Consider the following 25,777-nt stretch of genomic DNA (forward strand, 5'->3'; position numbering starts at 1 on the left):
GTATCATACCAACATGACCAGCCCCGCCGAAATCCTGAACCTCCCCAAGCCCGCCTGGGCGGCGGACGAGGTCGGCATGCTCTACGACATGGCGCACCGCTTCATGTCGGAGGAGATCGCGCCGCGCTACGACGAGTTCGAGAAGAACGAGATGGTCGACCGCGAGAGCTGGCTGAAGGCCGGTGCGGCTGGTCTGCTCTGCGCCTCTATGCCAGAGGAATATGGCGGCTCCGGCGGTACCTTCGCGCATGAGAGCGCCATCATCGAGGCCATCGGCCATGTCGGCGTCGATGGTTTCGGCATCGGCCTGCACAATTCGATCGTCGCCCCTTACATCCTCCATTACGGCTCCGAGGAGCAGAAGAAGAAATGGCTGCCGAAGCTGGCGACCGGCGAGCTGATCGGCGCGATCGCCATGACCGAGCCCGGCGCGGGCTCCGACCTGCAGGGCGTCAAGACGCGCGCAGAAAAGGATGGCAACCAGTACAAGATCAATGGTTCCAAGACCTTCATCACCAACGGCCAGCTCGCGAACTTCATCATCGTCGTCACCAAGACCGATCCGGAGAAGGGCGCCAAGGGCACGTCGCTGATCGTCGTCGAGACCGATGAGGTCGAAGGCTTCCAGCGCGGCCGCAACCTCGACAAGATCGGCTTGAAGGCCAACGACACGTCGGAGCTGTTCTTCAACGACATGCGTGTGCCGACCTCCAACCTGCTCGGCCACGAGGAAGGGCAAGGTTTCGTCCAGCTGATGCAGCAATTGCCGCAGGAGCGGCTGCAGATCGGCACCGGCGCCATTGCCATGATCGAGCGGGCGCTGGCGCTGACCATCGACTACGTCAAGGAGCGCAAGGCGTTCGGCAAGGCGATCATCGATTTCCAGAACACCCAGTTCAAGCTGGCCGAACTCAAGACCGAGGCCACCATCGGCCGCGTCTTCTATAATGATTGCGTTACCCGCCACATTGCCGGCGGCCTCGATCCCGTGACCGCGTCGATGGCCAAGTACTGGCTCAGCGACCTGCAGGGAAAAGTCGTCGACGAATGCCTTCAACTGCATGGCGGCTATGGCTACATGAATGAATATCCGATCGCCCGCATGTTCCGCGACGCTCGCGTCCAACGCATCTACGGCGGCACCAACGAGATCATGAAATTGCTGATCGGACGCTCGCTCTAATGCATGTCGCTCAAAAGTGGTCCCGGTTTTGGGGGATCGACATGCATCAGTTTAAAGTCGTTCGATAAACCCAAGGAGCAAAACGATGGCCGAAGCTTATGTCTATGACGCCGTGCGCACGCCGCGCGGCAAGGGCAAGAAGGACGGATCGCTGCACGAGGTGCCGGCGGTGCGGCTTGCCGCCAAGACGCTCGAGTCGCTGCGCGACCGCAATGGGCTGGATACCGGCACTGTCGACGACATCATCTTCGGCTGCGTCGATCCGGTCGGCGAGGCGGGTTCGGTCATTCCGCGCGCCGCAGCCTTCGAGGCCGGCTACGACACCAAGGCGCCCGGCATGCAGATCTCGCGCTTCTGTGCTTCCGGGCTCGACGCCATCAATCTCGGCGCCGCCAAGATCGCGCAGGGCGCCGATGAGATCGTCATCGCCGGCGGCGTCGAATCGATGTCGCGCGTCGGCATGGGCGCCTCGGGCGGTGCCTGGTTTATGGACCCGTCCGTCGGCCTGCCCGGCTGGTTCGTGCCGCAAGGCATCGCGGCCGATCTGATCGCCACCAAATACGGCTTCTCCCGCGACGACGTCGACGCCTATGCGGTCGAGAGCCAGAAGCGTGCCGCCAAATCCTGGGCCGATGGCCGCTTCAAGAAGTCCGTCATCCCGATCAAGGACCAGAACGGCCTGACCATCCTCGACCATGACGAGCATATGCGGCCATCGACCGACATGCAGTCGCTGGCCTCGCTCAACCCGTCCTTCGTCATGCCTGGCGAAATGGGCGGCTTCGATGCGGTTGCCTTGCAGAAACACCCCGAGGTGGAGGAGGTCAACCATGTTCACCATGCCGGCAATTCGTCCGGCATCGTCGATGGCGCGGCGGCCGTGCTGCTCGGTTCGAAGAAGGCCGGCAAGGCGATGGGGCTGAAGCCCCGCGCCCGCATCCGCACCTTCGCCAATATCGGCTCCGAGCCGGTGCTGATGCTGACCGGTCCGGTCGACGTCACCGAGAAGCTATTGAAGCGCGCCAAGATGAAGCTCTCGGACATCGACCTGTTCGAGCTCAACGAAGCCTTCGCCTCGGTGGTGCTGCGCTACATGCAGGCTTTCGACATTCCGCATGACAAGATCAACGTCAATGGCGGCGCCATCGCCATGGGCCATCCGCTCGGCGCCACCGGCGCGATGATCCTGGGCACGGTGCTGGACGAACTGGAGCGCCGCGATCTCAACACCGCTTTGGTGACGCTGTGCATCGGCGCCGGCATGGGCACCGCAACCATCATCGAACGCGTCTGACGGGGAGAGAAACGATGAGCTACACCAATTTCACCCTCGACATCGACGCCGACGGCATTGCGCTGGTCACCTGGGACATGCCTGGCCGGTCGATGAACGTCTTCACCGAGGAAGCGATGCGGGAATTGAACGCCATCGTCGACAAGGTGGCAGGTGACGCCGCCATCAAGGGCGCGGTGATCACTTCCGGCAAGGACACCTTCTCCGGCGGTGCCGACATCACCCTGCTGCAGAAGATGTTGACGACCTTCGCCACGGACAAGGGCAAGGACGCCGAAAAGGCGACGAAGGCGCTGTTCGACAATGCCGGTATCATGACCGGCCTGTTCCGCAAGCTGGAGACATCAGGAAAGCCGTGGGTGTCGGCGATCAACGGCACCTGCATGGGCGGTGCCTTCGAATTGTCGCTCGCCTGCCACGGCCGTGTCGCCGCCGACAGCGACAAAGTGAAGATGGCGCTTCCCGAGGTGAAGATCGGCATCTTCCCGGGCGCCGGCGGCACCCAGCGCGTGCCGCGGTTGACCGACCAGCAGCAGGCGCTGCAGATGCTGACCTCCGGCCAGACACTGTCGCCGCAGAAAGCCAAGTCGATGGGCCTGATCCATGAGATCGCCGAACCGGCCAGGCTGGTCGAGGCCGCCAAGGCGATGATCAGGAATGGCCTGAAGCCCGTAGCACCTTGGGACGAGAAGGGTTTCAAGCTGCCCGGCGGCCAGATCTATTCGCCCGCCGGCTTCAATCTGTGGCCGCCGGCCATCGCCATCCTGCGTCGTGAGACCTACGGCAACTATCCGGCCGCCGCAGCGATCCTGAAATGCGTCTATGAAGGGCTGCTGGTGCCGTTCGACACCGCCTTGCGCATCGAGCAGCGCTATTTCACCGAGATCATGCAGACCAAGGAAGCGGCGGCGATGATCCGCTCGCTGTTCGTGTCGCTGCAGGAACTGAACAAGGGCGCCCGCCGCCCGGCCGACGTGCCCGAAACCAAGTTCAAGAAGATTGGCATTCTCGGCGCCGGCTTCATGGGCGCCGGCATCGCCTATGTCACCGCCAAGGCCGGCATCCCGGTGGTGCTGCTCGACCGCGACATGGAGTCGGCTGCCAAGGGCAAGGCGCATTCCGACAGCCTGATCTCGGATCAGGTGAAGAAGGGCCGCGCCAAGCCGGAGGACAGGGAGAAATTGCTGTCGCTGATCACGCCGACGGCCGATTATGCCGACCTTGCCGGCTGCGATCTGGTGGTCGAGGCGGTGTTCGAGGATTCAGGCGTCAAGAAGAGCGCCACCGAACAGGCCGAGGCCGTTCTGAAGCCATCGGCGATCTTCGCGTCGAACACCTCCACCATCCCGATCTCGTCGCTGGCCAAGAATTCGGCGCGGCCGAAGAATTTCATCGGCATCCACTTCTTCTCGCCGGTCGACAAGATGATGCTGGTCGAGATCATTTTGGGCAAGAAGACCGGCGACAAGGCGCTGGCCACGGCAATCGATTTCGTCCGTGCCATCAAGAAGACGCCGATCGTCGTCAACGACACGCGCGGCTTCTACGTCAACCGCTGCGTGCTGCGCTACATGTCGGAAGCCTACAAGATGCTGATCGAAGGCGTCCCGGCGCCGATGATCGAAAATGCTGCGAAGGCCGCCGGCATGCCGGTCGGACCCCTGGCGCTGACCGACGAGACGGCCATCGACCTTGCCCAGAAGATCATGAAGCAGACCATCAGGGACCTGGGCGACAAGGCGGTCGATCCAAAGCAGATGGCGCTGATCAACACCATGGTCGACGATCACGGCCGCTTCGGTCGCAAGAACGGCAAGGGTTTCTACGATTATCCGGCGAAGCCCGCCAAGAAGAAGCTGTGGCCGGGTCTCAAGGATCTCTATCCGCAGCTTGCGCCCGAGAAGGTCGATTATGAGGAGTTGCAGCAGCGGCTGCTGGTCACCATCGCGCTGGAAGCGGCGCGGGTGATGGAAGAGGGCATCGTCACCGACCCGCGCGAGGCCGATGTCGGCTCGATCCTGGCCTTCGGTTTTGCCCCCTACACCGGCGGCGCGCTGTCCTACATCGACGGCATCGGCGCCAAGGCATTCGTCAAGATCGCCAAGAACCTGCAGAAGAAATACGGCGCCGAGTTCAAGGCGCCCAAGCTGCTGCTCGACATGGCCGAGAAGGGCGAGAGCTTCTATCAACGTTTCGATCCCTATGCGAAAGGCGACGTGAAGCAGGCAGCCTGACGCCGACCCGATGTATGTCTGGGTGCGCATGGCGCGCATGATGGCCACGGCGCGCAGCCGTGGCCCCTATATGATGGGTGGCGAAAGCCGGCTGGCTTTTCGCTGCCTGCCGACCGACATCGATTTCAACATCCATCTCAACAATGCGCGCTACATGATGCTGGCCGATCTCGGCCGCATTGATTTATTTATGCGCGCGGGCCTCATCAGGCTGGCGAGGACAAATGGCTGGGCGCCGATGATGGGCGGGCTGCAGACGGTCTATGCGCGCGAGATCAGGCTGTGGCGTCGCTTCGAAGTGGTGTCTTCGATCGAGACTTGGGAAGGCACCCAGGTTATAGGCAAGCATCGTTTCGTCCTCGACAATGGCGAGACAGCCGCCTTGATTATGACGACGGCCGGCGTCTATGACCGCGGGGCTCGGCGCTTTCTCGATATCGACGAGGTCGTCGCAGCACTTGGCCGCGCGGCAAACCCGCGACCTCTAACCCAGGCAGAACGGATTTTCATGACGTCGCACCAGGGTCTGCGCAGCTTGGCCAAGGGTGTCGATTGATCCCGGGAATCGGAATTTGTGGTGCCACAGCTTACACGCGGCGTTGTGGGGCGGGCGGTGGACAAAACGGCATTCCAAGACTAGAAGGGAAAGGTATTTTTTCCTGCATTGAAGGAGAGCAAGACGTGCTCTCGCATGACCGTGTCTGGGCCGCCATCGATGCTCTTGCCGAGCGCTATTCGCTTTCGGCCTCGGGACTGGCCAAGCGCGCGGGGCTCGATTCCACCGCCTTCAACAAGTCGAAGCGTTTGTCGTCGGATGGCCGGCCGCGCTGGCCCTCGACCGAATCGCTTGCCAAGATCATCGAGGCGACGGGCGCTTCGCTCGATGAATTCACCGGTCTTATCGAAGGCCGGCCCGGGATCAGCAATAGTGCTTCGACCAGCCATGCCGCTTCGGTCGCCCGCAGACGCTCCGTGCCGTTGCTCGGCTTTGCCCAGGCCGGCGCCGGCGGCTTCTTCGACGACGCCGGCTTTCCGGCCGGGCAGGGTTGGGATCTGGTCGAACTGCCGGCACAATCGACCGAGAGTTCCTATGCGCTGCAGGTGCAGGGTGATTCCATGCTGCCGCTCTACCGCAATGGCGACGTCCTCATCGTCGAACCGGGCGCCATCACCCGCAAGGGTGATCGCGTCGTCGTCAAGACCACCGGCGGCGAGGTGATGGCCAAGGTGCTCGAGCGCCAGACCGTCAAGTCGATTGCTCTGGTCTCGCTCAATCCCGATCATCCCGACCGCGATATTCCCATGCACGATGTCGAGTGGGTGGCGCGGATTGTGTGGGCAAGCCAGTAGGTCAGGCTCGTGCGGCTCCTTCATCATGCCTTGGCGGTTCTGATGGTCCCAGTGATGGCGGCCATGGTCGTCACTGGTGGTCACACGCTGAAAGGAAGCGACAGCGTCGTCACGGTGGATCAGCTTGATCCGGGCGCCGATACGATCGCGCAACAAGGCGCCGAGACGGTGCCCGAAGAGCCGGCCACATCGGCCATAGCAGCTCCACAGCCGCCAAAGCCGGCGCCGCATTCGAGGGCGATCGATCCCCAATTTGTCGCGCCACCGGAACTGCCCGCCGAGGGGCTTGAACGGGTCGAGCCGCGCGAGCCATTGAGCAAGCTTGCGCTGGCCGTGCCGCCCAAGCCGAAAATGCCTGACGACTGGAACGGCACAAAGCTGTTCCAGCCGGTTGCGCCGGCCGCTGGCCTAATCGAAGCGAAGGGCTACTCGGTCGCGGTTTCCGGCATCGACCTCGTCAGGCAGGACGAGACCTGTAGCGAGGACGGCAAATCCTGGCCGTGCGGCGTCCGTGCGCGGACGGCATTCCGCGCCTTCCTGCGTGGCCGCGCGGTGGTTTGCACCGTGCCGCCCGAGGGCGGCCGCGACCTGATCGCTGCCGAATGCCGGATCGGCAAGCAGGATGTCGGCCAATGGCTGGTCGAAAACGGCTGGGCGCGCGCCGCCAAGGGTGGGCCCTATGCCGAAGCCGGCGACAAGGCACGCACGGCGAAGAAGGGCATTTTCGGATCGGCGCCTGATCTGTCCGGCATGCCGGCAATGCCGGCCGCACCGAGCCCGGCGCCTCAGGCGCCGAGTTCGATCCTGGAAGAGTCCGGCGGCGTGCTCAAACCAGCTGACCAGCCAGCGCCCGCTCAATGAGCGCCCGCGTCTCGGCAATGCCGTAGAGCGCGGCGAACGAACCGAAACGCGGGCCGCGCTCCTGGCCGATCAGCACCTGATAGATCATCTGGAAGAAGGCACCCGATACGCCAGGGCCGCCCTCCGGGCTCTGCTTGGAATGATCCTGATAGCGTTCGATCCTGCGCGCGACGTTGAGCGAAGCGTTCTGGATCGCTTCGCCATTGGCGCCGGCCGGCAATTCGCCAAGCGCCTTGTCGAGGGCTTGCAGCGCCTCGCGCTCGACCTCGTCGGCCGGGCGGAAGGTTTTCGTCGGCTTCACGAAATCGTCGAAATAGCGGATCGCGTGGCCGACCAGCTGGTCGAGTTCGGGATGCGTCTTTGGCGTCACCCCTTGCGTGTGGCGTGAGATGAAGCCCCACAGCACATCCTTGTTCTGCGCGTTGGAAGCGCTGACCAGATTGAGCAGCAGCGAGAACGGCACCGGCATGTCGATCGCGGGCGGGTTGCCGTCATGCATATGCCAGACTGGGTTGCCCAGCCGTTCCTTCCAGTCCTGCCGGGGATAGGCGGCGAGGAAGGTATAGTATTCGTCCACAGCCCGCGGGATGACGTCGAAATACAGCTTCTTGGCCTGCCGCGGCCGCTGGTACATGTAGAGCCCGAGGCTTTCGGTCGGCGCATAGGTCAGCCACTCGTCGATGGTCAGCCCGTTGCCCTTCGACTTCGAGATCTTCTGGCCGTTCTCGTCGAGGAACAGTTCGTAGACGAAATGCTCCGGCGCCCGTCCGCCCAGAATGTTGCAGATGCGGTCGTAGACCACCGCATTGGTCTGGTGATCCTTGCCGAACATCTCGAAATCGACACCAAGGGCTGCCCAGCGCATGCCGAAATCCGGCTTCCATTGCAGCTTCACGCGGCCGCCGGTGATCGAAAGCGTGGTCTCGGTACCCTCGTCGTCGAAGGTGATGGTGCCGGCCTTGGCGTCGACATGCTTCATCGGCACGTAAAGCACGCGGCCGCTCTTCGGCGAAATCGGCAGGAACGGGCTGTAGGTCGCCTGCCGCTCGGGGCCGAGCGTCGGCAGCATCACCGCCATGATCTGGTCGTAGCGTTCGGCGGCGCGCAGCAGCATCGGGTCGAAACGGCCGGACTTGTAGTATTGCGTCGCGCTGGCGAACTCGTAGTCGAAGCCGAACGTGTCGAGGAAGCGGCACAGCATCGCATTGTTGTGGTCGGCGAAGCTGGCATAGTCGTCGCCGAAGGGATTGGGAACCGACGACAGCGGCTTGTGCAAATGCGGCTCGAGTGCGGCGCGATCCGGCACGCTGTCGGGTATCTTGCGCATACCGTCCATATCGTCGGAAAAGCACAGCAGCTTGGTGGCAACCTTGTCCTGCGTCAGGACGCGAAAGGCATGGCGCACCATCGACGTGCGCGCCACCTCGCCGAACGTGCCGATATGCGGCAGGCCGGACGGTCCGTAGCCGGTCTCGAACAGGACTGTTTGCGGAAAGTCGGTGCCTTTGTAGCGTTCGATGATCTTTTTGGCTTCTTCGAACGGCCATGCCTTGCTCTCGGTCGCGGCCGCCAGCAGCTCGGGATTGAGATCGATGATGTTTGATCCCGCCATGTCACTGTTTTCCAAATCATTCGCCGGCCCATTCGAAGGCAGGCCGGAGCAGAGGTTTTTCAACCGGTCTCTAGGCGTGCATCGCCGGAGCGTCAACGCGTGCGGCGCTTTTTCCTTGCGGTGCAGAATGAGCGTTCCTACCTTCGAGGCCCGGTTCAAGGAGAAAAAATTGCCGACGCCGCATGAAGCCCTGATCTACCTGATGGTCATCACCTCGGCCTCCGATCGCGACATGACCGATGTCGAACTGGCGCGGATCGGCGAGGTCGTCCGCTCCTGGCCGGTGTTCGAGGACTTCAACCACGACCGGCTGGTCGGCGTCGCCCAGGCCTGCCAGAAGCGTCTGCACGAAGAGGATGGGCTGGAAGGCGTGCTCGCTGAAGTCGCCGAGGCCTTGCCCGAGCGGTTGCGCGACACCGCCTATGCCGCCGCCTTCGAGGTTGCCGCTGTCGATCTCGAAATGCGCATGGAAGAAGTGCGGGTGCTACAGCTGATCCGTCGTCAGCTCGATCTCGACACGCTGACGGTCGCCGCCATCGGCCGTGCCGCCAAGGCGCGGCTGCGTACGCTCACCTGAATATCAGCGGCGCCTTAGAAAAAGCTGACGGGAAAGTAACGCAGGTAGAATTCGGCGAACGTGCCTTTCATCGAAATCTCCTGCAGCGCGTAGTCGAGCGCGGCGGCCAGCGCCGGATTATCCGCTTTGGTGGCGATGGCCATGCCAGTGCCCAGATATTCGGGCGCCAGATAGGGCCCGCCGGCAAAGCGGCAGCAGCCCGCCGCATCCGAGCCGCCCAGCCAGAAGGCCAGGCGCATGCCGTCGCCGAAGGCCGCGTCGACCTTGCCGGCCTTGAGATCGTTGTAAAGGTCTTCCGGTCTGTCGAAAGTGACGACCTGAACCGTGTTGAAATAGTCGCGCAGCATGCGCTCATGCGCTGAACCTGATATTACGCCGACACGGTTGCCGTGCAATTTGTCAAAGACCGGTTCGGTCAGCGCCTTGCTTTTCGGCATGATGAAGCGTGCCGGAAACTGCAGATAGGAGCGCGAGAAGGCATAGGTCGCGCGCGATTCCGGCGTTGCGGCGATGCCGGCGATGATCGCCTCGCCTTCGCCTTTCTGCAATGCGCCTTCCAGCTCGGTCCAGGGCAAGGCCTGGATCTGGCATTTTTCGACGATGCCAAGCTCGGCGCAGATGGCGCGTGCCAGATCGATGTGGAAGCCGGACAGCTTTCCCGAGCCGTCGAGGAAATTGAAGGGTGGGAAATCTGTCGTGGTCAGAAATCTCAGCCGGGGCAGCGCCGAAAGGTCTGGCTTGGGCAGCCGCTCCTTGGCATCCCACAGCACCGGAACCTGAGGCGCCGCGGCGCGCGCACCATCGGCGAGCGACAGCAATCCGATCAGCATCGCAAGGGCGAAGGATCTCCACTGGAACGCCAAGATAAAACTCCGCCACACTCGTGCTCGCACCGGTTTTGGTACGAAAATGGTACAGGCACAATGGTTTTTGATTTCAACACGCCGATTTCAGGATATGATTTAGCCGGTTTGCAAATCAGCTTTGGCCGCCTTGGTGAGAGGATCAAGGTCGGAGCCACAGAATAAGAATGCGGTTTGCAATCCGTGGTCGGTGGCGAAGTGTAAATCAGGCACGCATCATTGGCCGCAATGCATGAGGCAACATGGGGTTGATGTTGCGATGAGTCAGTTCGATCGCACGCTGGAATTCATAGACCAACTGCAGCACGCCGCAACGGCGGCGGCGGTCTGCGAAAGGCTGCTGGGCATAACGGCGGATTTCGGTCTCACCGCACTGATGGCGGGAACCGTACCGCAGCCAGGCACGCCGGCCGGCCAGCAAAAGCAGCATGTGCTTCTCTGCGATTGGCCTGGCGAGTGGCTCGAGCGCTATGTCGCGCGCAACTATGTCGACCATGACCCGGTCGTCAGCCACATGAAACAGTTGCAGGCGCCCTTCCAGTGGCGCGAGGCGTCGCAGAGCATCCGCATAGACAAGAGCAGCGGCGAAGTGATGGGCGATGCCGGCGCCTTCAAACTGCGTGATGGGCTGGCCTTCCCGTTGGTCACGCTCGACGGCCAGATCGTCATGGTGTCGCTGGGCGGCGAGGCCGTGGAATTGTCCGCTGCCGAGTTCGGCCAGGTGTCGTTGGTGTCGACCTATGCGGTTGGCCGCGCCATGCAACTCCACACCATGGCGAGCAAGAGCATCGATCATATCGTGCTGACGCCGCGCGAACGCGAATGCCTGCAATGGGCCGCAGTGGGCAAGTCCGAGTGGGAGATTTCGCAAATCCTCGGTATCTCCGAACACACCTCGGAGAAACATCTTCTTAACGCCAAAAGCAAACTCGGTGCCGTCAACCGGGTTCAAGCCGTCGCGGAAGCGATAAGGCGCGGCTACATTAGTTAGGTCGGCCGTGCCGACCTGAAATCCTTGCCTACGCGATCACGCAATTTTCTCACCAAAGCACGGCCGTATCTTCCTCTGAACACAGGAGACGCCGGAATGCTTTTTTCCCTTACAACCCAGGAATTGATGGAACGTCCCGACCTTTGGGAGGCCGTCCATCGGCTGCGCTACAAGATATTTGTCGAGGAGATGGGATGGGAGGATCTCAGGCGGCCCGACGGGCTCGAACGCGACCAGTTCGATCATGACGAGGCCATCCATCAGATCGTCATCAGAGGTGACGAAGTCGCGGGCTATCAAAGGATGTTGCCGACCACGCGGCCTCATCTGCTGACCGAGGTTTTGACCGACCTTTCCGAAGGAATCCCGCCATCGGGTCCGAACATCTGGGAATTGACCCGCTATGCGGTGGCTCCCGGTTTTCGCGATGGCCGCCGCGGCGTTTCGACCGTCGGCACCGAATTGATCGCCGGCTTCGTCGAGTGGGGGCTGAAGCGCGGCGTCGACAAGGTGATCATCGAGTTCGAGCCGATGTGGGTACTGCGCGCTTTGCAGCTGCACTTCCTGGCGACCCCGCTGGGCTATCAGCGCACCTATGGCAACCAGCAGGTGGTCGCAACCCTGCTCACCTTCAACGAGCATACCCTCGACGTGGTGCGGTCGCGCCGCAATCATTTTGCTCCCGTGCTGGCCAGGGGATATCCCGACATGCTCGGCCAAAGGCGAGCGTCATGAGGTCGGAGACAGTCATGAGCGCACATCCACAACCCGAACTCCGCAATCACACGCTTGTCGTCACCGTGTCGTCGAATGACGGCCGGCCGGTGCTGGACAGGAGAGCCTATGAAAGCCTGGCAAAGACCTTCCATGAAGCCGCCGACAATGAGGAGGTGCGCGTCGTCGTGCTGCGCGGCCTGGCAGGCTGTTTCTGTCTCGGCGGCGATTTCTCCGAATTTCTCGACGCCACCAAGCACCAGAAACTGATCGCGGCCGTCACGGACCTGTTCCGCACGCTGGCCACATTTCCCAAGCCCATCCTTGCCTGCGTCGACGGCGATGCCGTCGGCGTCGGCTGCACCATCCTGTTCCATTGCGACATGGTGATCGCGTCCAATGAAAGCACCTTCAGGGTGCCGTTCGTCGATTTCGGCCTGGTGCCGGATGCGGCGACCAGCATCCTGGCGCCGCAGAAGCTCGGCTATGCCGGCGCTTTCCGCTTCTTCTGCCTCGGCGACACGCTTCGTGCCGAGGACGCCAGGGCGCTCGGCCTTGTCGCCGAGATCGTGCCGGGCGGCAGCGTCGAGGAGGCGGCCCTCGGCCGGGCAAGGCAGCTTGTCAAGAAGCCGGTCGCTGCCTTGCTGCAGACGCGCGGCCTGCTGAAGGGAAACACCCAGGCGCTCTGCGACCGCATCGACCAGGAGATTTCGCTTTTCCAGCAGGCGCTGCAGGACGACACCACGCTGCGCCGATTGCAGCGCATCGCCCGGCTGGCGGCCTGAACGGTCCGATCGAAAGGTGCCGATGAAGAGCGCCGCGCGGCCTTGGCTGCGCGGCGCAAAAAGCGTCAGTCCTGTTTTCCCAGGAAAGACGGCCCTTCGCCGATGATCTTCTTGTCCTCCTTGCCGATCACGTCGAGATCGCGCCCGTCGTAGGGCAGCGACAACAGGATGCGCCGCATGACCGCCAGCCGCGCGCGTCGCTTGTCATTGGCGCGCACGATGATCCATGGCGCGAACTCCTTGTGGGTGCGCTCGAACATGGTGTCGCGCACCTTGGTGTAATCGTCCCACTTGGTGATGCCGGCAACGTCGATCGGCGAGAACTTCCAGCTCTTCAGCGGGCTGTAGCGGCGGTCGTGAAAGCGCTCGAGCTGCGTTTCCTGGCCGATGTTCAGCCAGAACTTGAAGAAGTGGATGCCCTCGTTGGAAATCATCCGTTCGAAATGCGGCGTCTCCTCGAGAAACTGCTCGTGCTGTTGCGGCGTGCAGAAACCCATCACCGGCTCGACGCCGGCGCGGTTGTACCAGGATCGGTCGAAGGTGACGAATTCGCCCGATGTCGGGAAATGGTCGACATAGCGCTGGTAGTACCATTGCCCCAGCTCGGTCGGGGTCGGCTTGGTCAGCGCCACGTTGCGTGCCGTGCGCGGGTTGAGGTACTGGCGCACCACGAAGATCGTGCCGCCCTTGCCGGCAGCATCGCGGCCCTCGAACAGCGCCATCACCCGTTTGCCGGTCGACTGCAGCCAGGCCTGCGCCTTGACCAGCTCGATCTGCAATTTCTCGAGCGTCTCGTCATACTCGTCGCTTTTCATCTTCTTGTCGTAGGGATAGCCGCCGGCGGTCAGCTTGTTGTCCTCGACCCAGTCGGGAAGCACGGGATTTTCGATGTCGAACTCCCGCTCCTTGCCGTCGATCCTGATCTTCAGCGGCCCCGAAGTCGGCGCGGCAGAACTTTCCTTGGCTTTTTTCATCAAGACGAACCCTTTCCAGCTTCCGGACTCATGCTATTGGGAGCCACTACAGCGCCGCGCGTCCGTTTGGACGCGCAAAGGACGCTGTAGCACTTTTAATTTGCGCATGATCCTTTCCGAAAATCGATTCCCGATGTTCGGGGTCATGCGGCAACCGGCCCAGTGGAAGTTTCCGCCACTGTGCGGCCGGGCGCGAAGGCATGGGGTGCGGGGCCGCAAGCGAATGACTGACCTGGACGCAGAGCAGAGAGGCATCGCGCAAACCATAGCCACACGGCTGTGGAACAGCCGCTGGCTGCTTGCGGCCGGCGTGGTCGCGGTCGTCGTCGTTTATGCCTTGGCCGGGATTTCAGCCTATGTCGTCCTCGCGGCGCTGCTCCTGCTGCTTGCTGCGGCAACGCTGCCGGCCGTTGGCACCGGCCAGTCGGCTGAAAGTGGCGCGGCCATCGAGGCCATCGGCTTGCAGAGGCTGTCAGGTGAATATCTTGCGGCCGCCGTCGCCGATCCGCTGATCATCTTCGACCGGACAGCCACCATCGTCCACGCCAATGCCGCCGCTTTCGCCGCCTTCGGCGGGATAGCGCCGGGCATGTCGCTGTCGTTGAAATTCCGGGCGCCGGAAATGCAGGCGCTGCTGGACGGCGTGCTGTCGGGCGACCTCGCCTCCGATGTCGTCGACTATACGGAAAAGCTGCCGGTCGAACGGGCTTACCGGGTGAGCGCGTCCTCGGTCGGCCACGCCACCGATCTCTATGTACTGGTGTTCAAGGACCAGAGCGAAGCGCGCAGGATCGACCGTATGCGCGCCGACTTCATCGCCAATGCCAGCCACGAACTGCGCACGCCGCTCGCCTCCATCGCCGGCTTCATCGAAACGCTGCGCGGGCCGGCCCGCAACGACCCGGCGGCGCGCGATCAGTTCCTGCAGATCATGCAGAGCCAGACGGGTCGCATGGCGCGTCTGATCGACGATTTGCTGTCGCTGTCGCGGCTTGAGATGAAGCCTTATCTGAAGCTTGGAACCGAGGTCGATCTGCGCGAGACCGTCGACAGCGTCATCGATTCGCTTGGACCGCTGGCCAGGGAAAACAGCGTTGCCATCGAGCGGGACTATGCCGATGGGCCGCTTGATGTGCCGGGCGATCGCGACGAACTTTTTCAGGTGTTCGAGAACCTTCTGGAAAACGCCTGCAAATACGGGCAGTCGGGCGGGCGCGTCGTGGTGTCGATCGCGCGCAGCGATGCCGGCTCGGAGTCGGGTATCGACGTGACTATCAGGGATTTTGGCCCCGGCATTCCAGAAGAGCACATTCCGCGCATCACCGAGCGTTTCTATCGCGTCGATGTCGAGACCAGCCGGACCCAGAAAGGCACCGGCCTTGGCCTGTCGATCGTCAAGCATATCCTGACGCGCCACAACGCAAGGCTTTCGATCAAGTCCGAGGTCGGTCAAGGCGCCGCCTTCTCGGTTCATTTGCCGACGCACTGAAACCGCCCTAGTTTTCCACCAGACCGTTTCTTTTTTCTGTCATCCGGCTAGCGTATCAGCGGGGATTCGAGGAAACGACTCAAAGTCAAAACACCCGTGGGAAGGCATTTTATCATGCAGTCCGTGCATACTATGAGCGCCTATGATGAGGAGCTCAAATATCTGTCGAAGCGCATCGCGGCGATGGGCGGCCATGCCGAGCGCATGGTCGAACAGGCGGTTGCCGCTCTCGTCAACGCCGACCCCGGCCTCGCCCAGAAGGTCATCCGCGATGATGCCGTGCTGGATGAAGGGCAACGCGAAATCGACGACAAGGCGATTATCATCATCGCCAAGCGCCAGCCGATGGCGACGGATTTGCGCGAGATCGTCGGCGCGATCCGCATCTCCGCCGACCTCGAACGGGTCGGCGACCTCGGCAAGAACGTCGCCAAGCGGGTGGTTGCTGTCACCGACGGACGCCAGCCGACCAGCCTGTTCCGCGGCCTCGAGGCCCTGGCCAACCTGGCGCTGACCCAGCTCAAGGAAGTGCTCGACGTCTACGCGTCTCGCTCGGTGGAGAAAATCGGCTTCGTGCGCGACCGCGACGACCAGATCGACGCCATGTACACATCGCTGTTTCGCGAATTGCTGACCTACATGATGGAAGATCCGCGCAACATCACGCCCTGCACGCATCTGCTGTTCTGCGCCAAGAACATCGAGCGTATCGGTGATCACGCCACCAACATCGCCGAGACCATCTACTACATCGTCACCGGCGAGCAGTTGCCGGCCGAGCGACCCAAGGGCGACAAGACCGACAAGATCGGTCTTTCCGAGACGCTGCCGGTGAAGTGAACGGCCGCCTCTCGAACCGTCGCCCGAATTACGCTAAGCTTTCCGGGCTTTGCCTCTATCCTCGTCCGTGGATTTGCTTCGGGAGGTCGTGATGGAAAATGTTCGGAACCTGACCCCGGCGCCTGCTTCCGGCATAATCGCTTGCGGCGTCTACACGGCCGGGCGCCGCATCGCCGATATTCCCATCGAGGAAGCCGGCGAATGGGCAAAAAAATCCGGTCATGTCGTCTGGATTGGCCTGCTCGAGCCCGACCGCAACCTGCTGCTGCGCGTTCAGGCGCAGTTTCACCTGCATGAACTGGCGATCGAGGATGCCGAGCACCCACACCAGCGGCCGAAGATCGAGCAATATGGCGATGCCTTGTTCATCGTCGCCCGCACCGCGCAACTGATCGACGGCCGGGTCACCTTCGGCGAGACCCATTTGTTCGTCGGCAGCGGCTATATCGTCAGCGTTAGGCACGGTCCTTCGACGTCCTATGCCGCCGTTCGTCAGCACTGGGAAAGCTGCCCGCATTCGCTGGCCAAGGGCGAGGATTTCGTTCTCTACGCCATTCTCGATTTCATCGTCGACAACTACATGCCGGTGCTCGAGCAGATCGAGGACGAAGTCGAGGTGATCGAGGATAGGGTTCTGTTGAAGCCAATGACCGGCCCTGACATCGAGCGGCTCTATATGCTGCGCCGCGATCTCTTGCGCCTGCGCAATGCAGCGCTTCCGCTGGTCGAAGTCTGCCGACGGTTGACCAGCGCCGAGCTGCCGCAGATCCATACAGCCATGCATCCGCTGTTTCGCGACGTGACCGATCACATCCGCACTGTCCAGGAAAAGATCGACAGTCTGCGCGAGGTGCTGGCGTTCGCTTTCGAAGCCAGCCTGCTGGTCGGCCAGAGTCAGGAAACGGCGATCTCCAAGAAGCTCGCCTCATGGGCCGCCATTCTGGCGGTGCCGACGGCGTTCGCCGGCATCTACGGTATGAATTTCAGCGACATGCCGGAACTGAAGATGGAGTACGGCTACCCGATGGTGCTGACCACGATCGCGCTGATCTGCGCGTTCCTCTACTGGCGGTTTCGCAAGAATGGGTGGCTGTGAAGATAGGGGCAGTAGGGCAGTAGGGCAGTAGGGCAGTAGGATGGCATTTCGTGAGCGCAGCTTTCCGCACTCATACTGCCCTACTGCCTTACTCCCTATTCCCCTATTCCCTTGCCTACCGGCTCCGCCGCCGCTCCGATGCCGGCTGGAACGCCACGCGGGCGTGATACTTGCAATAGGGCCCGGTTTCGGCGGCCTCGTTGCCGCAGAAATGGAAATCCTCCGAAAGCGGATCGCCGTTCGGCCATTTGCAGGTCCGCTCAGTCAGCTCGACGAGTTGCAGATGCCGCGAGATCGGCAACACGACATTCTCGACCGGGCGGATGTAGTGGCGTGCCACCGGTTCGGCATCGAACTGCGTCTGCAAGGCCGTCGCGCCGATTGACGTCGTGACATGGCGTGCCGCGGTTGCGGCGCGTGACACCGATTTCTGAACGGTCGATCCTTGCGCCGCCTTCTTTTGGCGTGCCGGCGCGGCGGTCGAGCGTCCGCGGCCCGACAGTTTCAGCCGGTGCACCTTGCCGATGACCGCGTTGCGGCTGACCCCTCCAAGCTGTGCAGCAATCTGGCTCGCGCTCAGACCCTCCGACCACAGTTTCCTGAGAAGTTCTACCCGCTCGTCAGTCCAGTTCATGACCGCGCTCCTATAAGCGTGCGGCAATCGGAATCCCTTACCGACCCGGCAACATTTGCCGGGGCAGACACCACATATATCTGGTGATTAGGTCCGCCGCACGAAATCTAGTTATTTCTCGACTACAACTACTCTATCCGCTGACTCGGTGACAAGAGTCCCAAGTGCAACACGAATCGGTTTTTTCGGTTTTCCCCAACTTGCCCGGTCGCTTATGAGCCGGCGTCTCGTCAGGGGGCTTGCCGCGCGCCACTACGCGACGTTTTCGTTGACTTCATGGCCGAAAAACACGATAAGCCGCACAGGCCGCCGCTTTGGCGGCTTTTTTGATTTTCCGGTACCGGAGACGCATATAATGAGCGGTTCGGCGCTTTACGAGACCTTTGCTCGCGCACCCCTGGCCTTCGACCACGGGGAAGGCACTTGGCTGATTACCGACAAAGGCGAGCGATATCTCGATTTTGCCGGCGGCATCGCCGTCAATTCGCTCGGCCACAGCCATCCGCATCTGGTCGCCGCACTCACCGAGCAGGCCGCCAAGCTCTGGCATGTTTCCAATCTCTATGAGATTCCGGGGCAGAGCCGGCTCGGCGAGCGGCTGGTCGACGCCACTTTCGCCGACAAGGTGTTCTTCACCAATTCGGGCGCCGAGGCGCTGGAATGCGCAATCAAGACGGCGCGCCGCTACCAGTTCGTCAACGGACACCCCGAGCGCTTCCGCGTCATCACCTTCGAAGGCGCCTTCCATGGCCGCACGCTGGCGACCATCGCGGCCGGCGGCCAGTACAAATATCTCGAAGGCTTCGGTCCCAAGGTCGAAGGTTTCGATCAGGTCGGTTTCGACGACATCGACGCCGCCGAAAAGGCGATCACGCCGGAGACGGCCGCCATCCTGATCGAACCGGTGCAGGGCGAGGGCGGTATCCGTCCGGTGCCGACGCAATCGCTGAAGCGGCTCAGGCAATTGTGCGAGCAGCACGGCCTGCTGTTGATTTTCGACGAGGTCCAGTGCGGCATCGGCCGTACCGGCAAGCTGTTCGCGCATGAATGGTCAGGGGTTACGCCAGACATCATGGCGATCGCCAAGGGCATTGGCGGTGGCTTCCCGATGGGCGCCTGCCTTGCCACGGATGAAGCAGCCGTCGGCATGACCGCAGGCGTGCATGGCACCACGTTCGGCGGCAACCCGCTGGCGATGGCTGTCGGCAACGCCGTGCTCGATGTCGTGCTGGAAGACGGCTTCCTCGAAGATGTCCAGCGCAAGGCGCTGCTGCTGAAGCAGGGGCTTGCGTCGGTCGCCGACGAGTTTCCCGAGGTCATCGAGGACATCAGGGGCGCGGGGCTGATGCTCGGCCTCAAATGCGCCATGCCCAACACCAAGGTGAACATGGCATTGCGTGATCAGCACCTGCTGGCGGTGCCAGCCGGCGACAACGTTATTCGCCTGCTGCCGCCGCTCACCGTCACCGATGCTGAGATCCACGACGCGCTCAACCGCATCCGCGCCGGCGCCAAGGGCCTGGCGGAGGCGATCGCCTCCGCCGCCGCGAAGTAATCCGGAACCATTCCTGATGTCAGTTCGCCATTTCACCGACCTTTCCGCCGTCTCTGAAGGCGATCTGCGCTTCATGCTGGACGACGCGGTGGTGCGAAAAGCCCGTCTCAAGGCCGGCGAGCGGACAAAGCCGCTCGAAGGCAAGGTGCTGGCGATGATCTTCGACAAGCCGTCGACACGCACGCGCGTCTCCTTCGACGTCGGCATGCGCCAGCTTGGCGGCGAGACCATCATGCTGACCGGCACTGAGATGCAGCTCGGCCGTTCCGAGACCATCGCCGACACCGCCAAGGTGCTGTCGCGTTATGTCGATGCGATCATGATCCGCACCACCTCGCATGAGCGGCTGCTGGAATTGACCGAGAATGCCACCGTGCCGGTGATCAACGGACTGACCGACGACACCCATCCTTGCCAGCTGATGGCCGATATCATGACCTTCGAAGAGCATCGCGGTCCGGTCGCCGGCAAGACCATCGCCTGGACCGGCGACGGCAACAATGTGCTGCATTCGCTGCTCGAGGCCTCGGCCCGGTTCCGCTTCAACCTCAACGTCGCCGTTCCCGAGGGCAGTGAGCCGGCGCAGAAGCATATCGACTGGTCCCAGGCACATGGCGGCAAGCTGCACTTCACCCGTTCGCCCGAGGAAGCCGTCGATCAGGCCGACTGCATCGTCACCGATTGCTGGGTGTCGATGGGCCAGGAGCATCGCGCCCGCGGCCACAACGTGTTCTCGCCGTACCAGGTCAATGCCAAGCTGATGGCCAGGGCCAAGCCGGACGCGCTGTTCATGCATTGCCTGCCAGCGCACCGCGGCGAGGAGGTGACCGACGAGGTCATCGACGGACCGCATTCGGTGGTCTTCGACGAGGCCGAGAACCGGCTCCATGCCCAGAAGGCCGTGCTCGCCTGGTGTCTTGGCGCATGAAGTGTCTGGGAGCTTGATCTGCGGGGGTGTGATGCCTATTTGCGCCGCATCACGCAAATCAAGCGCGTTTCGACGCATGCGCCCCGGAGGGCGGCATGGCCGCGCCCTGGAGCTTTGTCATGTTGGAAACCTATCAAGTGACTGAACATCACCCCAAACTCGGCGAATTCGGCTACGCCGGCGACGATCACGTCGTGCCGTTCGAGGTCGGCCCGCTCGATGTACGCGGCCGCACCGTCCAGCTCGGGCCGATGCTCGACGCCATCCTCGGCCGCCACGATTATCCCGAGCCGGTCGCCCGCCTGCTGGCGGAGGCCTGTGTGCTGACGGTACTGCTCGGCACATCGCTCAAGTTCGAGGGCAAATTCATCCTGCAGACCCGCACCGACGGGCCTGTCGACATGCTGGTCGCGGATTTCTCCACGCCCTCGGCATTGCGCGCCTATGCGCGTTTCGATGCCGACCGGCTGGAGGCGCTGGTCGCGGCAGGCGAAACGTCGCAGCAGACCCTGCTCGGCAGCGGCGTGCTGGCGCTGACCATTGACCAGGGCGCTCATACGCAGCGCTATCAGGGTATCGTCCAGCTCGATGGCGAGACGCTGGAAGATGCGGCACGCACCTATTTCCGTCAGTCGGAGCAGATTCCGACCGATCTTAGGCTGTCGGTGGCCAAGTTGCTGACGCCCGGCCCCGGCGGCGCCCGCGAGCAGTGGCGCGCCGGTGGCATCCTGGCGCAGTTCCTGCCGCAGTCGCCCGAGCGCATGCGCGTGCCGGATCTGCCGGGTGGCGATGGCGATCCGCGCGAGGAGATCCACGATCCGGCCGACAATTCCTGGCAGGAGTTGCTGGCGCTGCTCGGCACCATCGAGCCGACCGAACTGATCGACCCGACGATCGGCGCAGAGCGGCTGCTCTACAGGCTGTTCCACGAGCATGGCGTGCGCGTCTTCGGCGGCGTTCCTGTCGCCGACCAGTGCTCGTGCTCTCGGGACAAGATCCGCGGTATCCTCGAGGGTTTTTCCGCCCAGGAGATCAAGGACAGCACCGAGGACGGCGGCATCCACGTCGCCTGCGAATTCTGCTCGACGCAATATGACTTCGACCCAGCGGAATTTACTGCTCAATAAAGAAATCCTTCCTTCCCGTTTACGGGGAGAAGGTGCCCGAAGGGCGGATGAGGGGCAGCGCGAACTTTGGCGAATGGCCGCGCGTTGTCCACTCGGACGTTGTCGTGCATGGGAGATAATCTTCTGGGCTCGGCGCCGCCCCTCATTGCCCTGCCGGGCATTTCTCCCCGTATAGTGACGGGGAGAAAGATGCTAATTCACCGTCCGCCGCGTCCCCGGCAGGTCGAGTGAGAAGGCGGGGATGGCGATGTCGAACGTCTCGCCCCGCTTGTTGCGCATCGTGTAGTGCCCGACCATGATGCCGGATGGTGTCGAGAGCGGGCAACCGGACGTGTATTGGTAGCTGTCGCCGGGATTGAGTTCAGGCTGGTCGCCGACGACGCCGGGGCCGCGTACCTCCTCGACCCGGCCGGTGCCGTCGGTGATGTGCCAATAGCGCGACAACAGCTGCACGAAATCGTCCGACTGATTGTCGATCGTTATCTGATAGCCCCAGACATAGCGGTTCTCTGAGGGATCTGAGCGGTCCTCTAGATAGAACGGCCTGACCTGCACTTCGATATTGCGCGTGACGGCGCTGTACATAAGCGGCTCCAAAACGATCCGGTAACTTTCGGCGCTCCACGCGGGCTGGTCAACGGTGCGCATCCTGTTATTGCGGCCTCTAATGCATGTCGCCCAAAAGTGGCCTCGGTTTTGGGAAAACGACATGCATAAAAACAAGGACCTAAAGCGCGTCGCCTGAATCCGTTCAAACGCGACTCGCTTTAGGGGCAGGTGGCGGGAAAGAATGTCATTTAAGTGACACATGACAATGATGGTGTGCGCCGATCAGTGCCGCGCGACTCGGGCGCTCAGTCGAACTGTTGAATCGGCCGTCCTGCGGACCGGTTTTCTGGAGTGACCGGATCTCGATGGAACTCACTCTCATAGCCGCCACGCTTTCGACTGCTCTCATCCTCTCAAATCTCGCCAGCATCATGCTTGCCGCTTCGCGTCTGAAACGGCGACGCATTGTCGCGCCGCCGGCCGGCAAGCCGCTGCCGGTGTCGATCGTCGTGCCGTCGCGTGGCGCGGAGCCATTCACGCACGAGACGCTGGAGCGCGCCTTCTCGCTCGACTGGCCGCGCTACGAGCTGATCTTCTGCGTCGCCCATACCGACGATCCGGTGGTCAAACTGATAAACAGGGCGATTGCCCGGTTTCCGAAGGTGCCGGCCCGGCTTCTGGTCGGCGACGACCGCATCAGCGCCAATCCGAAACTCAACAATTGCGTCAAGGGCTGGGAGGCAGCCCGACACGACTGGGTCATCCTGGCCGATTCAAACGTGCTGATGCCGAGGGATTACGTCCAGCACCTGATGGCTGCCTGGCGGCCCGACACCGGCCTTGTCTGCTCGACGCCGATAGGCTCGCGGCCGGCTGGCTTCTGGGCCGAGGTCGAATGCGCTTTCCTCAACACGCTGCAGGCACGCTGGCAATACGCCGGCGAGGCGCTTGGTCTTGGCTTTGCCCAGGGCAAGAGCATGCTCTGGAACAAGCCGATGCTCGACGCCAATGGCGGCATCCGCGCGCTGGCCGCCGAGATCGCCGAGGACGCGGCTGCGACCAAGTTGGTCAATGGCCTCGGCCTGCGCGTCAATCTCGTCGCCGCGCCCTTCGAGCAACCGCTCGGCCGGCGAACCTTTGACGAGATCTGGTCACGCCAGGCCCGCTGGGCGCGCCTGCGCCGCGTCACCTTCCCGCTGTTCTTCGCACCCGAAATCCTGACTGGCGCGGTGGTGCCGCTGGTGCTCGCGCTGATTGCGGCGGCAAGCGCCGGCATCAGCCTCTGGCCAACCGCCATCGCCGTGCTGGCGGCCTTCTATCTTCCCGAGTGCGCCTTGGCCTGGTCCAAGGGCTGGTACCTGTCGCCACGCATGGTTGCGGCGATTATGGCGCGCGACCTGATCCTGCCGGCGATGTGGGCGCGCGGCTGGCTCGGCGGTGCCGTCGACTGGCGCGGCAACGCGATGACCATCGGCACCAAGGCGGCCGAGCTGGAAGAGACGCCGTCCGGCGCCTGAAGGCGTCTTATCTGGCCTTCAGCGCCTGCGCGATGTCCTCAAGCAGATCGTCGGTGTCCTCCAGGCCGACCGACAGCCTGAGCGTGCCCGGCCCGATGCCGAGCTCGGCGCGCGCCTCGTCACTCAGATTCTTGTGTGTCGTCGTTGCCGGATGGGTGATCAGGCTCTTGGCATCGCCGAGATTGTTGGAGATCAGCACGATGTCGAGCGCGTTCTGCAAGGCGAAGGCCGCCTGCTTGCCGCCCTTGACGTCGAGGCAGATCAGCGTCGAGCCGCCCGACATCTGCTTCTTGACGATATCGGCCTGTGGGTGATCGGCGCGCCCGGGATAGATGACGCGGGCGATTTCCGGCCGCTCGGCCAGGAAATCCGCGATCCGGCCTGCGCTTTCCGTCTGCTGGCGCACGCGCAGCGGCAGCGTTTCCAGGCCCTTCAGCAGCGTCCAGGCGTTGAACGGCGACAGGCTTGGACCGGTGTGGCGGAAATAATCGTGCAGGTTCTCGTCGATCCACTTCTTGTCCGACAGGATGACGCCGCCGAGACAGCGCCCCTGGCCGTCAATGTGTTTGGTCGCCGAATAGACGACGATATGGGCGCCGAGCTGCAAGGGCTTCTGCTGCAGCGGCGTGGCAAAGACATTGTCGACGATCAGCCTGGCGCCAATCGAATTGGCAAGCGACGCAACCGCTGCGATGTCGACCACTTCCAGCGTCGGATTGGTCGGGCTTTCCAGGAAGAGCAGCTTGGTGTTCGGCTTGACCGCCTTTTCCCAGTTGGCGATGTCGGTGCCGTCGACCAGCGTCGCCTCGATGCCGTATCTCGGCGCCAGCGTCTCGACCACCCAGCGGCAGGAGCCGAACAGTGCACGCGCCGCCACGATATGGTCGCCGGCCTTGGCGCTGCACAGAAGGGCTGCCGTCACCGCGGCCATGCCAGACGCGGTGGCGCGCGCGTCTTCCGCGCCTTCGAGTGCGCACATGCGCTTCTCGAACATATCGACGGTCGGATTGGCATAGCGCGAATAGATGAAGCCCGGCTCCTCGCCCTTGAAGCGGGCTTCGGCGGCTTGCGCCGTTTCGTAGACATAGCCCTGGGTGAGGTAGATCGCCTCCGACGTTTCGCCGAAACCGGAACGCAGCGTTCCGCTGTGCACGAGTGCCGTCTGAGGCTTCCAGTTGCGCTTCTTGGTGCTCATCGCTCTTCTTCCAGACACAAAAAAACCGGCCGCGAAGTCGCAACCGGTCCATACGGCCTTGCGGCCCGACGGTCCTTTAGCGACTTGTTTAACGTGGCTGCAAGCCGACCGGCCAAATCACCACGGGATAACGACCCTTTAGACCCGCGCCACGCTTGCGTCAATTGCCGGCTTCATTAAGAGGTTTGTACCAAGCAGGTTCCGCAAAAGTGTTCCACGGTTTTGCGGCAAGAACCTGCGACAAGAAAAATCGCCTGGCTAAGGAGCGGAGCCTTGCGGCAGACAGGCATTCTTCCCGATCAGGACATTTCAGCGCTGTTCCAGTGTGGCGCGCTGAAGTCGGCGCGCGCACTTGATGCCGACCAGATCCAGCCGGCCAGTCTTGATCTCAGGCTCGGCGACAAGGCCTGGCGGGTGCGTGCCTCCTTCCTGCCGGGTCCCAACCACAAGGTTTCGGAAAAGCTCGATAGGCTGAAGCTGCACGAGATCAATCTGGCCGAGGGCGCGGTGCTGGAGACCGGCTGCGTCTACATCGTGCCCTTGCTTGAAAGCCTGGCATTGCCGGCGGACATTTCGGCCTCGGCCAATCCGAAGAGTTCGACCGGGCGGCTCGACATCTTCACCCGCGTCATGACCGATCGCGGCCACGAGTTCGACAAGATCGCTGCCGGCTATCATGGGCCGCTCTATCTGGAGGTCAGCCCGCGCACCTTCCCGATCGTCGCTCGCACCGGTTCGCGTCTGTCGCAGATACGTTTCCGCACCGGCAATGCGCTGCTTTCGGAAGCCGAGCTGAATGAGTTGCATCGCGCGCAGATGCTGGTCGCCACCGAGCCGCCGAACATTTCCGGCGGCGGCATCGCGCTGTCGATCGACCTCAACGGCGATCAGAACGGGCTGGTCGGCTATCGCGGCAAGCATCACACCGGTCTTGTCGATGTCGACAAGCGCGCGGCACAGGAGGTCGTCGACTTCTGGGAGCCGATCCACAAGAGCGGCGCCGGCGAGCTGGTGCTCGATCCCGACGAGTTCTACATCCTCGTCAGCCAGGAGGCAGTGCATGTGCCTCCGCTCTACGCCGCCGAGATGACGCCCTTCGATCCGCTGGTCGGCGAATTCCGCGTCCACTATGCCGGCTTCTTCGATCCGGGCTTTGGCCATTCCGCGTCCGGTGGTACCGGCAGCCGGGCTGTGCTCGAAGTGCGCAGCCACGAAGTGCCGTTCATCCTCGACCATGGGCAGATCGTCGGCCGGCTGGTCTATGAGCACATGCTGAAACGGCCGCAGGCGCTCTACGGCACCGATCTCGGCTCCAACTACCAGGCGCAGGGCCTGAAGCTGTCCAAGCATTTCCGCGCCGCGCGCTGAGCGTCTATCACCGTCAGGCAAAATACTTGCCTGCACTGGCT

Annotated in this window: 24 protein-coding genes and 1 riboswitch; of the genes, 18 read left to right on the top strand and 6 right to left on the bottom strand. The window is 62.7% G+C overall.

What is annotated here, in order from left to right:
• Positions 1-13: 13 nt before the first annotated feature.
• The 6 genes from C8D77_RS19160 to C8D77_RS19185 all read left to right on the top strand — a co-directional run bounded on the left by C8D77_RS19160 (position 14) and on the right by C8D77_RS19185 (position 6,922).
• Positions 14-1,183, top strand: a complete 1,170-nt coding sequence (locus C8D77_RS19160) for an acyl-CoA dehydrogenase family protein (protein ID WP_109666497.1) — start codon at positions 14-16, stop codon at positions 1,181-1,183.
• A gap of 85 nt (positions 1,184-1,268) precedes the next feature.
• Positions 1,269-2,477 carry an acetyl-CoA C-acetyltransferase gene (locus tag C8D77_RS19165; protein ID WP_109666499.1) on the top strand — a complete coding sequence of 403 codons (1,209 nt, stop codon included), beginning with the start codon at positions 1,269-1,271 and terminating at the stop codon, positions 2,475-2,477.
• 14 nt (positions 2,478-2,491) lie between these two features.
• A complete protein-coding gene (locus tag C8D77_RS19170; RefSeq protein ID WP_109666501.1) occupies positions 2,492-4,711 on the top strand; it encodes a 3-hydroxyacyl-CoA dehydrogenase NAD-binding domain-containing protein in 2,220 nt (739 codons plus the stop codon).
• Between the two features lie 10 nt (positions 4,712-4,721).
• Positions 4,722-5,267 carry a thioesterase family protein gene (locus C8D77_RS19175; protein ID WP_109666504.1) on the top strand — a complete coding sequence of 182 codons (546 nt, stop codon included), beginning with the start codon at positions 4,722-4,724 and terminating at the stop codon, positions 5,265-5,267.
• 125 nt (positions 5,268-5,392) lie between these two features.
• Complete coding sequence (locus C8D77_RS19180; RefSeq protein ID WP_109666506.1) at positions 5,393-6,061, top strand: S24 family peptidase; 669 nt, start codon at positions 5,393-5,395, stop codon at positions 6,059-6,061.
• A gap of 9 nt (positions 6,062-6,070) precedes the next feature.
• Complete coding sequence (locus C8D77_RS19185; protein WP_425453745.1) at positions 6,071-6,922, top strand: thermonuclease family protein; 852 nt, start codon at positions 6,071-6,073, stop codon at positions 6,920-6,922.
• Here C8D77_RS19185 and C8D77_RS19190 read toward each other — a convergent pair.
• On the bottom strand, positions 6,888-8,534 hold the full coding sequence (locus C8D77_RS19190; protein ID WP_109666509.1) for a lysine--tRNA ligase: 1,647 nt from the start codon (positions 8,532-8,534) through the stop codon (positions 6,888-6,890). The genes C8D77_RS19185 and C8D77_RS19190 overlap by 35 nt on opposite strands.
• 127 nt (positions 8,535-8,661) lie before the next feature.
• Here C8D77_RS19190 and C8D77_RS19195 point away from each other — a divergent pair, with 127 nt between their 5' ends.
• A complete protein-coding gene (locus tag C8D77_RS19195) occupies positions 8,662-9,111 on the top strand; it encodes a tellurite resistance TerB family protein (RefSeq protein WP_109666511.1) in 450 nt (149 codons plus the stop codon).
• 14 nt (positions 9,112-9,125) lie between these two features.
• On the opposite strand, the gene C8D77_RS19200 is transcribed toward C8D77_RS19195, so the two are convergent.
• Positions 9,126-9,974, bottom strand: a complete 849-nt coding sequence (locus C8D77_RS19200; protein WP_109666513.1) for an ABC transporter substrate-binding protein — start codon at positions 9,972-9,974, stop codon at positions 9,126-9,128.
• 259 nt (positions 9,975-10,233) lie between these two features.
• Between C8D77_RS19200 and C8D77_RS19205 the strand changes: the two genes are divergently transcribed.
• The 3 genes from C8D77_RS19205 (at position 10,234) to C8D77_RS19215 (ending at position 12,464) form a co-directional block, all read left to right on the top strand.
• Positions 10,234-10,965 carry a helix-turn-helix transcriptional regulator gene (locus tag C8D77_RS19205; protein ID WP_109666516.1) on the top strand — a complete coding sequence of 244 codons (732 nt, stop codon included), beginning with the start codon at positions 10,234-10,236 and terminating at the stop codon, positions 10,963-10,965.
• A 96-nt stretch (positions 10,966-11,061) separates the two neighbouring features.
• Positions 11,062-11,700, top strand: a complete 639-nt coding sequence (locus C8D77_RS19210) for an acyl-homoserine-lactone synthase (protein WP_109666519.1) — start codon at positions 11,062-11,064, stop codon at positions 11,698-11,700.
• A gap of 14 nt (positions 11,701-11,714) precedes the next feature.
• Positions 11,715-12,464 carry an enoyl-CoA hydratase-related protein gene (locus C8D77_RS19215; RefSeq protein ID WP_109666788.1) on the top strand — a complete coding sequence of 250 codons (750 nt, stop codon included), beginning with the start codon at positions 11,715-11,717 and terminating at the stop codon, positions 12,462-12,464.
• A gap of 65 nt (positions 12,465-12,529) precedes the next feature.
• Here C8D77_RS19215 and ppk2 read toward each other — a convergent pair whose 3' ends face one another.
• Complete coding sequence (ppk2, locus tag C8D77_RS19220; protein WP_109666522.1) at positions 12,530-13,438, bottom strand: polyphosphate kinase 2; 909 nt, start codon at positions 13,436-13,438, stop codon at positions 12,530-12,532.
• A 223-nt stretch (positions 13,439-13,661) separates the two neighbouring features.
• Here ppk2 and C8D77_RS19225 point away from each other — a divergent pair, with 223 nt between their 5' ends.
• The 3 genes from C8D77_RS19225 (at position 13,662) to C8D77_RS19235 (ending at position 16,863) form a co-directional block, all read left to right on the top strand.
• Positions 13,662-14,927: an ATP-binding protein gene (locus C8D77_RS19225; protein WP_170136770.1), complete on the top strand. Its 1,266-nt coding sequence runs from the start codon at positions 13,662-13,664 to the stop codon at positions 14,925-14,927.
• Between the two features lie 114 nt (positions 14,928-15,041).
• Positions 15,042-15,767: a phosphate signaling complex protein PhoU gene (gene phoU / locus C8D77_RS19230; protein WP_109666524.1), complete on the top strand. Its 726-nt coding sequence runs from the start codon at positions 15,042-15,044 to the stop codon at positions 15,765-15,767.
• A gap of 91 nt (positions 15,768-15,858) precedes the next feature.
• Positions 15,859-16,863, top strand: coding sequence for a magnesium and cobalt transport protein CorA (locus C8D77_RS19235; RefSeq protein ID WP_109666526.1), 1,005 nt, complete (start codon positions 15,859-15,861; stop codon positions 16,861-16,863).
• Between the two features lie 115 nt (positions 16,864-16,978).
• On the opposite strand, the gene C8D77_RS19240 is transcribed toward C8D77_RS19235, so the two are convergent.
• A complete protein-coding gene (locus C8D77_RS19240) occupies positions 16,979-17,497 on the bottom strand; it encodes a GcrA family cell cycle regulator (protein WP_109666529.1) in 519 nt (172 codons plus the stop codon).
• A gap of 355 nt (positions 17,498-17,852) precedes the next feature.
• Between C8D77_RS19240 and C8D77_RS19245 the strand changes: the two genes are divergently transcribed.
• From C8D77_RS19245 to C8D77_RS19255, 3 genes are all read left to right on the top strand, one after another.
• Positions 17,853-19,052, top strand: a complete 1,200-nt coding sequence (locus tag C8D77_RS19245) for an aspartate aminotransferase family protein (RefSeq protein ID WP_109666533.1) — start codon at positions 17,853-17,855, stop codon at positions 19,050-19,052.
• A 16-nt stretch (positions 19,053-19,068) separates the two neighbouring features.
• Positions 19,069-19,980 (top strand): ornithine carbamoyltransferase, encoded by a 912-nt coding sequence (gene argF / locus C8D77_RS19250; protein ID WP_056588317.1) that lies wholly within the window; start codon positions 19,069-19,071, stop codon positions 19,978-19,980.
• Positions 19,981-20,075: 95 nt separating this feature from the next.
• Entirely contained in the window at positions 20,076-21,107 is a 1,032-nt protein-coding gene (locus C8D77_RS19255; protein WP_109666535.1) for an Hsp33 family molecular chaperone, read from the top strand.
• A 192-nt stretch (positions 21,108-21,299) separates the two neighbouring features.
• Here the strand turns inward: C8D77_RS19255 and apaG are convergent, their stop codons facing one another.
• Complete coding sequence (gene apaG, locus C8D77_RS19260; RefSeq protein WP_013533640.1) at positions 21,300-21,692, bottom strand: Co2+/Mg2+ efflux protein ApaG; 393 nt, start codon at positions 21,690-21,692, stop codon at positions 21,300-21,302.
• A 329-nt stretch (positions 21,693-22,021) separates the two neighbouring features.
• Here apaG and C8D77_RS19270 point away from each other — a divergent pair, with 329 nt between their 5' ends.
• Positions 22,022-23,173 (top strand): ceramide glucosyltransferase, encoded by a 1,152-nt coding sequence (locus C8D77_RS19270; RefSeq protein ID WP_109666538.1) that lies wholly within the window; start codon positions 22,022-22,024, stop codon positions 23,171-23,173.
• A 7-nt stretch (positions 23,174-23,180) separates the two neighbouring features.
• On the opposite strand, the gene C8D77_RS19275 is transcribed toward C8D77_RS19270, so the two are convergent.
• Positions 23,181-24,368, bottom strand: a complete 1,188-nt coding sequence (locus C8D77_RS19275; RefSeq protein WP_109666540.1) for an O-succinylhomoserine sulfhydrylase — start codon at positions 24,366-24,368, stop codon at positions 23,181-23,183.
• Positions 24,369-24,424: 56 nt separating this feature from the next.
• A riboswitch (SAM riboswitch) is annotated at positions 24,425-24,502 on the bottom strand.
• A gap of 139 nt (positions 24,503-24,641) precedes the next feature.
• Here C8D77_RS19275 and C8D77_RS19280 point away from each other — a divergent pair.
• Positions 24,642-25,736, top strand: a complete 1,095-nt coding sequence (locus tag C8D77_RS19280) for a 2'-deoxycytidine 5'-triphosphate deaminase (protein ID WP_109666543.1) — start codon at positions 24,642-24,644, stop codon at positions 25,734-25,736.
• The last annotated feature ends 41 nt before the right edge of the window (positions 25,737-25,777 follow it).

This window comes from Mesorhizobium loti, from assembly GCF_003148495.1.
In the GTDB taxonomy this organism is placed as follows: Bacteria; Pseudomonadota; Alphaproteobacteria; order Rhizobiales; family Rhizobiaceae; genus Mesorhizobium; species Mesorhizobium loti.

Excerpts from the sequence above, each read along its gene's own strand:
- C8D77_RS19160 (WP_109666497.1), top strand. The coding sequence starts at position 14 with ATGACCAGCCCCGCCGAAATCCTGAACCTCCCCAAGCCCGCCTGGGCG.
- C8D77_RS19165 (WP_109666499.1), top strand. The coding sequence starts at position 1,269 with ATGGCCGAAGCTTATGTCTATGACGCCGTGCGCACGCCGCGCGGCAAG.
- C8D77_RS19170 (WP_109666501.1), top strand. The coding sequence starts at position 2,492 with ATGAGCTACACCAATTTCACCCTCGACATCGACGCCGACGGCATTGCG.
- C8D77_RS19175 (WP_109666504.1), top strand. The coding sequence starts at position 4,722 with ATGTATGTCTGGGTGCGCATGGCGCGCATGATGGCCACGGCGCGCAGC.
- C8D77_RS19190 (WP_109666509.1), bottom strand. The coding sequence starts at position 8,534 with ATGGCGGGATCAAACATCATCGATCTCAATCCCGAGCTGCTGGCGGCC.
- C8D77_RS19195 (WP_109666511.1), top strand. The coding sequence starts at position 8,662 with ATGAGCGTTCCTACCTTCGAGGCCCGGTTCAAGGAGAAAAAATTGCCG.
- C8D77_RS19205 (WP_109666516.1), top strand. The coding sequence starts at position 10,234 with ATGAGTCAGTTCGATCGCACGCTGGAATTCATAGACCAACTGCAGCAC.
- C8D77_RS19210 (WP_109666519.1), top strand. The coding sequence starts at position 11,062 with ATGCTTTTTTCCCTTACAACCCAGGAATTGATGGAACGTCCCGACCTT.
- C8D77_RS19215 (WP_109666788.1), top strand. The coding sequence starts at position 11,715 with ATGAGCGCACATCCACAACCCGAACTCCGCAATCACACGCTTGTCGTC.
- ppk2 (WP_109666522.1), bottom strand. The coding sequence starts at position 13,438 with ATGAAAAAAGCCAAGGAAAGTTCTGCCGCGCCGACTTCGGGGCCGCTG.
- C8D77_RS19225 (WP_170136770.1), top strand. The coding sequence starts at position 13,662 with ATGACTGACCTGGACGCAGAGCAGAGAGGCATCGCGCAAACCATAGCC.
- phoU (WP_109666524.1), top strand. The coding sequence starts at position 15,042 with ATGCAGTCCGTGCATACTATGAGCGCCTATGATGAGGAGCTCAAATAT.
- C8D77_RS19235 (WP_109666526.1), top strand. The coding sequence starts at position 15,859 with ATGGAAAATGTTCGGAACCTGACCCCGGCGCCTGCTTCCGGCATAATC.
- C8D77_RS19240 (WP_109666529.1), bottom strand. The coding sequence starts at position 17,497 with ATGAACTGGACTGACGAGCGGGTAGAACTTCTCAGGAAACTGTGGTCG.
- C8D77_RS19245 (WP_109666533.1), top strand. The coding sequence starts at position 17,853 with ATGAGCGGTTCGGCGCTTTACGAGACCTTTGCTCGCGCACCCCTGGCC.
- argF (WP_056588317.1), top strand. The coding sequence starts at position 19,069 with ATGTCAGTTCGCCATTTCACCGACCTTTCCGCCGTCTCTGAAGGCGAT.
- C8D77_RS19255 (WP_109666535.1), top strand. The coding sequence starts at position 20,076 with ATGGCCGCGCCCTGGAGCTTTGTCATGTTGGAAACCTATCAAGTGACT.
- apaG (WP_013533640.1), bottom strand. The coding sequence starts at position 21,692 with ATGTACAGCGCCGTCACGCGCAATATCGAAGTGCAGGTCAGGCCGTTC.
- C8D77_RS19270 (WP_109666538.1), top strand. The coding sequence starts at position 22,022 with ATGGAACTCACTCTCATAGCCGCCACGCTTTCGACTGCTCTCATCCTC.
- C8D77_RS19275 (WP_109666540.1), bottom strand. The coding sequence starts at position 24,368 with ATGAGCACCAAGAAGCGCAACTGGAAGCCTCAGACGGCACTCGTGCAC.